Origin of the sequence: Streptomyces sulfonofaciens (assembly GCF_014656295.1) — a bacterium.
GTDB classification, from domain to species: domain Bacteria; phylum Actinomycetota; class Actinomycetes; order Streptomycetales; family Streptomycetaceae; genus Streptomyces; species Streptomyces sulfonofaciens.
Map to the genome: position 1 here is coordinate 1 of NZ_BNCD01000073.1, position 956 is coordinate 956.

The 956-nt window shown below is 32.8% G+C and carries 2 protein-coding genes; both read right to left on the reverse strand.

The genetic code is table 11. The features are described from left to right. The coding region (locus tag IE313_RS36685; RefSeq protein ID WP_229925200.1) for a Fic family protein at window positions 1–426 on the reverse strand (426 nt) is incomplete at its 3' end. Window positions 427–476: 50 nt separating this feature from the next. Beyond that, window positions 477–956 (reverse strand): hypothetical protein (locus IE313_RS36690; RefSeq protein ID WP_229925201.1); only part of this gene is annotated, 480 nt, incomplete at its 5' end.

The window sequence follows — 956 nt, forward strand, 5'->3', positions numbered from 1 at the left end:
AAGATTTGTTAGTTCCTTTTCAACTAATTGGGGTTTTGTTGTGGCGCTATCACCTACAAAATTAGGGTGTTTTTTAAAACCACCAATAATTTCATCAGAGCAATTATTTTTTAAGATTCTGTGTAAAGTCTTAAAGTATTCTAAACTCAAAGGTTCTTTATAGCTTTCAAGCAAGTAATTCACACATTCAAAATGATTGATGGTTTCAAAAATATCATCAAGTTTAATATTTTCGTTTTTTTCAGTTATAAGAGCGGATTTATCAAAAATATGAGCGGTTTGTTCGTAGGTCAAACTGCTTCCTTCAATGCGATTAGAATTATAAGAAAATTTAATTTGGATTAAGTGGTAAATGCCATTTTTAATAGCATTCTTTTTTTCATGATTTAGTTTTTCTATGAGTTTAGATAGATCTTTAGTTGGCATGCATGTCCTTTCCATTAGGATCTCATTGATCAGTAGGCTTTTTTTGTATTTTAGTGGTAGTGTTTCTTGAACCAATTCTTCAAATGTTTCTCATCTTTGGCGATGAAAGGCTTCAATAGTTTGTCAGGCTTGTCTACATCTTGGATTGAAATACAGATCCGATTATTCTCTAGTTTGGTGATCCTAGTGATCTTTAGGTAATTGTTGATCCCCTCAGGACACTGATCCACATTGAAGTTAGTGATGTGGATCGTTTTGCCGATGTATTCATCAAATTCCTTGATGGGTTCGTTAGTGATAGAATGGATTTTAGGGGGATCAATTTCTTCTAACAAGCTGTCTTTTTTTAGGCTGTATCCATTAACAAACAGAAGTTCTAAAGCGAATGCCTTGCTTGACACACGCAATTTTTGAGGGTTTTTTTTAGTTTTAGGGAAACAAATATGCACAAACATTTGATTCTTTTCAAAAGTAGCGTTATCAATTTTCAAAATAGTCCCATTGTTATGCCTGAACTGATAGCCAATCAA